Annotated in this window: 3 protein-coding genes and 2 pseudogenes; 3 read left to right on the forward strand and 2 right to left on the reverse strand. The window is 73.1% G+C overall.

Features of this window, described 5'->3' with window-relative positions; genetic code table 11:
- The 3 genes and pseudogenes from JM949_RS32600 to JM949_RS32610 all read left to right on the forward strand — a co-directional run.
- Nucleotides 1-1,092, forward strand: a 1,092-nt coding sequence (locus JM949_RS32600; protein ID WP_238434302.1) for a LiaF domain-containing protein, incomplete at its 5' end; no start/stop codon positions are given.
- A pseudogene (locus tag JM949_RS39435) lies at nt 1,089-1,284 on the forward strand (hypothetical protein); the annotation flags it as partial. The gene JM949_RS32600 and the pseudogene JM949_RS39435, both read left to right, overlap by 4 nt.
- A gap of 594 nt (nt 1,285-1,878) precedes the next feature.
- The gene (locus tag JM949_RS32610) at nt 1,879-3,132 is read left to right on the forward strand and encodes a phosphatidylserine decarboxylase (protein WP_203151914.1); all 1,254 of its coding nucleotides are present in this window, start codon (nt 1,879-1,881) and stop codon (nt 3,130-3,132) included.
- A gap of 57 nt (nt 3,133-3,189) precedes the next feature.
- Here the strand turns inward: JM949_RS32610 and JM949_RS32615 are convergent.
- Nucleotides 3,190-4,127 (reverse strand): annotated as a pseudogene (locus JM949_RS32615) (CDP-alcohol phosphatidyltransferase family protein).
- 345 nt (nt 4,128-4,472) lie between these two features.
- Complete coding sequence (locus JM949_RS32620; protein ID WP_203151915.1) at nt 4,473-5,510, reverse strand: NUDIX domain-containing protein; 1,038 nt, start codon at nt 5,508-5,510, stop codon at nt 4,473-4,475.
- Between the last annotated feature and the right edge of the window lie 532 nt (nt 5,511-6,042).

The raw sequence follows: 6,042 nt of genomic DNA on the forward strand, positions 1-6,042 counted from the left end.
GCCGCCGCCCGCGCCGTCCGGCAACCCAGCCGGTCCGGTCGTCCCACCGGTGACCTGGCCCGCGCCGTCGTACAGCACGGCACCGTCGGCCGGCCCGGCGGCGCCGGCACGACGGTCGGCCACCAGGGATCGCCCACCGCCACCATCCCGGCGTACGACGTGCCAGCGACCAGCGGTCCGCTGCCGCCCGTCGCGGCGCAGCCGGTGTCCGGGGTGGGATCGGTCTCCGGGCAACCGGCCGTCACAACGGCTGTCCCGGCCGGCTGGCCGGCACCAGCCACCGGCTGGCCGACCACCGGCACGCCCAGCGCCGGTTGGCCGTCGGCACCGGTGAGCAGCGCACCCGCCGCCCCGGCCGGCTATCCCACCGCCGCGCCACCCTCCGGTTACCGGCCACCGTTCGCGCCGCACGGCCCGTACGCGTCGCCCGCCCCGCCCGCGCCCCCGGCGCCCAAACCACCGAAGCCGCCGAAGCGCCCCAAGGAGCGTTCGCCACTCGGCGCGGTGACCTTCTCGCTGATCTTCCTGGTCCTCGGCTTCGTCGCCCTGCTCGACCTGCTGGACGTCTTCACCATCAGCGCCTCGGCGTACTTCGCCGCAGCGCTGGCCACGATCGCGCTGGGGCTGTTGGTCGGCACCTGGTTCGGGCGGGCCCGCTGGCTCATCGCGCTCGGCCTGGTGACGGCGGCGGCGCTGGGCACGGCGACGGTCGCCGAGTCCTACGACCGCATCCGTGGCGTCGACGGCGCGGTGACCTGGGCACCCACCGACTACCGCGACCTCGCCGACCGGTACGAGAACAGCTTCGGTGACGCCGTGCTCGACCTGCGCGGGCTCAACTTCACGAAACGGGACAGCCAGGTGACCGTCGCCGTCAACTTCGGCCAGGCGACAGTGGTCGTGCCGCCGAACGTCGACGTCACCACGGTGGCCGACGTCAACGCCGGCGATGCCACAGTCTTCGGCAACCGCTCCGGCGGGCTGGACGGCCGGCTACGGGAATCGACCGATCTCGGCGCGGACGGGCCGGGCGGTGGCACCCTGCGCCTCTACATCCATGTCAATGCCGGCAACCTGGAGGTGACCCGGTGAAGGCTCACCGCACGGATCTGGTGTCGTTCGCCTTCGGGCTCGTGTTCCTGGCGCTGTCCGCCTGGTGGTTGCTCGCCCAACTGCTCGGTCTCGCGCTGCCGCCGGTCGGCTGGTTCCTGGCCAGCGCGCTCATCCTGGTCGGGGTCTTCGGGTTGGTCGGCGCGCTGCGCTCGGGTCGGTCGAGCCGGCCGGAGCCGACCGCCGAGGCTGGTGTCGATGTCGGTGCCGCCGAGGCTGTCACGCCCGTCTCCGGGGCGTCCGCGCCGGTCTCCGGTGCCGCCACGTCGACCTCCGGCGCGGCTCTGCCGGTCTGGGAGGCCGAACGGTCCACCTGGGACACCGCCCCGTCGGACCCGACAGCCGCCGCACCGACCGCCGAGCTGAGTACGCCGGACGCCCCGACCACCGACTCGATCCACCCGGCCTGGCTGGCGCATCCGTCAGCGGAGCCACAGACCATCCCGCTTTCCGGCCGGTCCGACGACGAGGGCGAGGAGTCGACCGTCGGAGTAGTCAGCCGCCCGGCAGCGGGGGACGAACCGACCCGGTCCGACCAACCGGGCGAGGCCGCCGACGAGCGGCCGGCCGACGAGCGGGAGGGGCGGCGCGGAGAAGCCTGACCCCGGACGCCCGGGGCGTCGGTCCACCGCATCGCGACGGCGGTGCGGCTGGCACGAACGGACGCATATGCTGGCCGGTGGAGATCTCGCCTCCGCCGGCGGCCCGTCCCGCCGTGGCGGCCCCGCCGCGATTCCCCGTCTCTACCCCGTCAGGAGCCCGCCCGACATGACCCAGTCCCCCGCCGTGCGTCCCACCGGCCGGTCCGGTCCGGTCCGCATCGGCGAGCGAGCCGCCCGTACCCTCGTCGCCGAGCTGGCCCGGATCAACGATGCCAAGGCCGCCCTGCTGGTCGGGGCGAGCCCGGACTCCGCGGTGCTGGCCGCGGCGATCGAGGCGCTGCTCCCCGGTGACCGGCTCACCGTGGTGCCCGTCGAGCCGTTCGGCGCTGCGGCGCTCCGCGAGCACGTCACCGCCCAGGGCCGCTGGGTCGCCGACCGGGTGCGCGTCGTCGACACGCTGGCCGACGCCGAGACCGCCGGGGTCGTCATCGCCGGCGAGGTGTTCGCCGGCACCGCCGAGGAGACCCGCAGCGGCGTCGAAGGGCTGACCAAGTACCTCTCCGCCGGCGCGGTGCTGAGCGTGGCGACCATCGCCACGCCCGGCCGGACCGACGGCGCGGCCGCCGAACTGGCGCGACAGGACGCGCTCTACGGGGTCGGCGCCGATCTGGTGCTGCGCAACTCGCCACCGGTACGCGTCTACCGACTGCGGTTCACTCCGGCCACCCCGGCCATGGCCGACAACCTGGCTCCCGCGTACCGGCCGTCGAGTGTGCCGGTGACCCGGGGCATGCACATCGACTCCAACGGTGTGGCGGCGGCCGGCATCGCGCTGGGCCTCGCGGCGCTGGCCCGGGTGGCGCGCCCGTCGTCCAAGCTGTGGCTGCTGCCGGCACTGGCCGCCGGGCCGGTCGCCGCGTTCTTCCGGGACCCGGAGCGGGACGTGCCGGAAGACCCGACCGCCGTGGTCGCGAGCGCGGACGGGCAGGTGCTGTCGGTGCAGCGGCTGCACGACGAGCGCTTCGGTGACGGCGAGTGGCTGCGGGTGGCGGTCTTCCTGTCGGTGCTGGACGTGCACGTCAACCGTGCCCCGGTCGCCGGCAAGGTGGTGGACTACTTCGTCGCCGACGGCGGGTTCGTCAACGCGATGAAGCCGGACGCCGAGCACAACGTGGCGGCGTACACCGTGCTGGACACCGCTCACGGCACGGTGGTGGTCGCGCAGCGCACCGGGCTGATCGCCCGCCGGATCGTGCAGCGCGCGCCGATCGGCGCACTGCTGGCCAAGGGCGAGCGCTTCGGCCTGATCCGGTTCGGCTCGCGGACCGACGTCTACCTGCCCGCCGAGGCCGCGGACCCGCTGGTCGGGCCGGGTGACAAGGTGGTCGGCGGGTCCACGGTCATCGCCCGCTGGCGCTGAGCTGCTGACACGGAACGGGGCGCCGCTGTTCGCGACGCCCCGTTCTGTCTGTTCGGGTCAGGCGGTACGACGCTGCCGCAGCCAGAGGACCGGCCCGCTGACCAGGTAGCCCACCACGATCAGGGCGAAGGTGAGCCGGATGTCGACAAGGGCGCCGATCACCGGGGCCAGCCAGAGCCACGGCGGCAGCTTCACCAGGCGGGCGAGCTTGGCGTACGGGAAGCTTGAGACCATCGCGAAGGCCAGCAGCGCCACCCCGGCGACCAGGACCGCGCCGGGCACCGGCAGGCCGATCGCCACGGTCACGGCGAGCACCGCGGCCGCCATGGTGGTGGGCACCCCGCAGAAGAAACGACCGTCCTTCGGCGAGACGTTGAAGCGGGCCAGCCGAATCGCGGCGCACGCCGCGACCAGCGCGCACGCCACCGCCGCCGCGGCGGTGGAGACGGAGCCGGCGAGCGAGGCGTAGACCACGACCGGCGCGGCGAGACCGAACGAGCACATGTCGGCCAACGAGTCCATCTGCGCGCCGAACGGGCTGGCCACGCCGAGCCGGCGGGCCAACGCGCCGTCCAGACCGTCGAAGGCGACGCAGGCGATCAGGCAGAGCGCCGCCACCCGCACCTCGCCCTGCATGGCCAGGAAGATGGCCAGCATGCCGAGCATCAGGCTGGCCAGGGTGCAGGCGTTGACCACGCCGAACTTCATCCGACGGGCCATGGTGCGCTCGCCGGGCAGCAGCGGGATCGACCGGGACGAATCCTCGTCGGTGTGCGCCATCGGCGGCATCGCCGGGCTGACCGGCATGACCGCCTCGAGCTCCGCCCGGTTCACGCCCAGTGTCGGGCGGCTGAGCCGGTCGAGGCCGTAGCGGCGGCGCTGCCGGTCGGCGTACCGGTGCTCGGTCGGGACCAGGTCGGTCGGGTGCAGGTCGCCGTCGCGGCGACGACCCGGACCAACAGCACCTGGCGGGCGAACGTGCTGCTGCGGCGCAACCGGCCCGCCCAGCGACGCCCTGCGGGGCGCGGACTGTCAGTAGTACGACGCCGGCGCCATGGGGCTCTCGGCACGTTTCCTCCATCACCGGATCTGCTGGCCGCCATGTGGCGGGTGTCCGGCTGTCTCGTGCCGGACCTTGCATGGCCCGGCAGCCGTTTTGCGGAGTACACCATCGCATAGGGGAACGTGGCTTGGCGATAGCTGCCGGCGGTACTTATAACAGGGTTAAACCGCTCGAACCGCTCGCTTGTTCCCATCCCGGGCTTCATCGCCCGTTTCCTCCATCATTCCCAACTCTGACTGTACCGGAGGGTCACCATCTCGGCTCAGCGAGCGGGGTGCTATCGGCCACTCTGTCCGATTGCCATCCGGGCGATGTCGCTCAGCGGCAGGTCAACGGCCTCAGCCCGGGTGAACCACGCGGCCCGCGCCGTAGACCCGCCGGCCGATTCGGTGACCACCGCGTCGGTAGGTACGTCCACCAGCACCCGGTAGATCACCCGTACGCCGTGCCAGTCGAGCGGCCTGCCCTCCGGGCCGAGCGCGGCGGGATTGTGCAGACTGTCCACGCCGAGGAGTTCCACGACCCGGCCCCGCTGACCACCCTCCTCGACCAACTCGCGGAGCAGCCCGGTGGTCGGCTGCTCACCGTGATCGGTGCCACCGCCGGGCAGGTGCCAGAGACCGGCTCCCGGATAACCCTCCGCGATCTGCGTGAGCAGGAACCGCCCAGCCGGGTCGGTGACCAACCCGTACGCACCGAAGCGCAGCCGACGGTCCGGGTGCGGCGGCGGAAACGGCTCGGGCGACCGGCGCGGTCCGGGCGGCAGCGGGGTGACCGGCAGGCCGAGCGCGTCAGCGGTGAACGGCGCGAGCGGCACCCGCGCCGCCTCCGCGAGGGTGAGCCAGCGACCCTGCTCGACCGAACCGCCCCGCAGTGCGCCGGCCGGCGGCGTTCTGTCAGACACGTCGAGCCGCCCAGGGGAACTCAACTGCTCAGGCACGTCGAGCTGCTCGCGCACATCGAGCTGCTCAGGCACATCGAGCTGCTCAGGCACATCGAGCTGCTCAGGCACGTCGAGCTGCACAGGCAGGTCGAGGTCGAAGAGCAGCCGGTCGGTGTGCAGCGCGACGTCGTCCTCCGAATAGGTGGCCACGTCGGCGACCACCTCGCGCAGTCGATCCACCGCCGCCGTCAGCCCCGTCTCCTCGGCGACCACGCGGACCACGGCGCGCTCCGGGTGCTCGGCGTGGGCGACCCCACCACCCGGCAGCCGCCACATCCCCGGGAACTCACCCCCAACCGAGTCCCGAACCACCAGCACCCGCCCCGAACGCTGCAAAAACCCATAAACCCGCACCTGCCGCACCAGTTCCACCCCTACCCACCCTTCCCCATCGCCGACCCTGCCGCCCCGCCCTGCCGCCCGTACCGCCCCGTCGGCCCGTCGGCCCGTACCGCCCCGTCAGCCCGACGATCATGAAGTTATCGCCGTCCATCTCGGCGTGTCCTGACAATAACTTCATGATCAACGAGGGGAAGGTCGGCGGGGGCAGGAAAGCGGCCGAGCGGCAACGAGAGGGGGCCGAGGGCCAGGGAAGGGGCTGAGCGGCAGCACAGGGAGACCGGAAGGGCCGGGAGATGAGGCCGGGGCCAGGGCACAGGACTATCGCCAGGGCCGGGGCTACGGAACAGGACTGTGGCCCAGGCCGGGGCCACGAAACAGGGCGAGGACCAGGACCGGGGGCCACGAAACAGGGCCAAGGTCAAGCCGGGGGCCACAACACGCCAAGGTCAGGCCGGGAGCCACGAAACAGGGCGAGGACCAGGAATGGGGGCCACGAAACAGGGCCGGAGCCAGCCAACGGGGCCGGGGCCAGCCAACGGGGCCGGGGCCAGCCAACGGGGCC

Origin of the sequence: Micromonospora tarensis, from assembly GCF_016803395.1 — a bacterium.
Taxonomy (GTDB): domain Bacteria; phylum Actinomycetota; class Actinomycetes; order Mycobacteriales; family Micromonosporaceae; genus Micromonospora; species Micromonospora tarensis.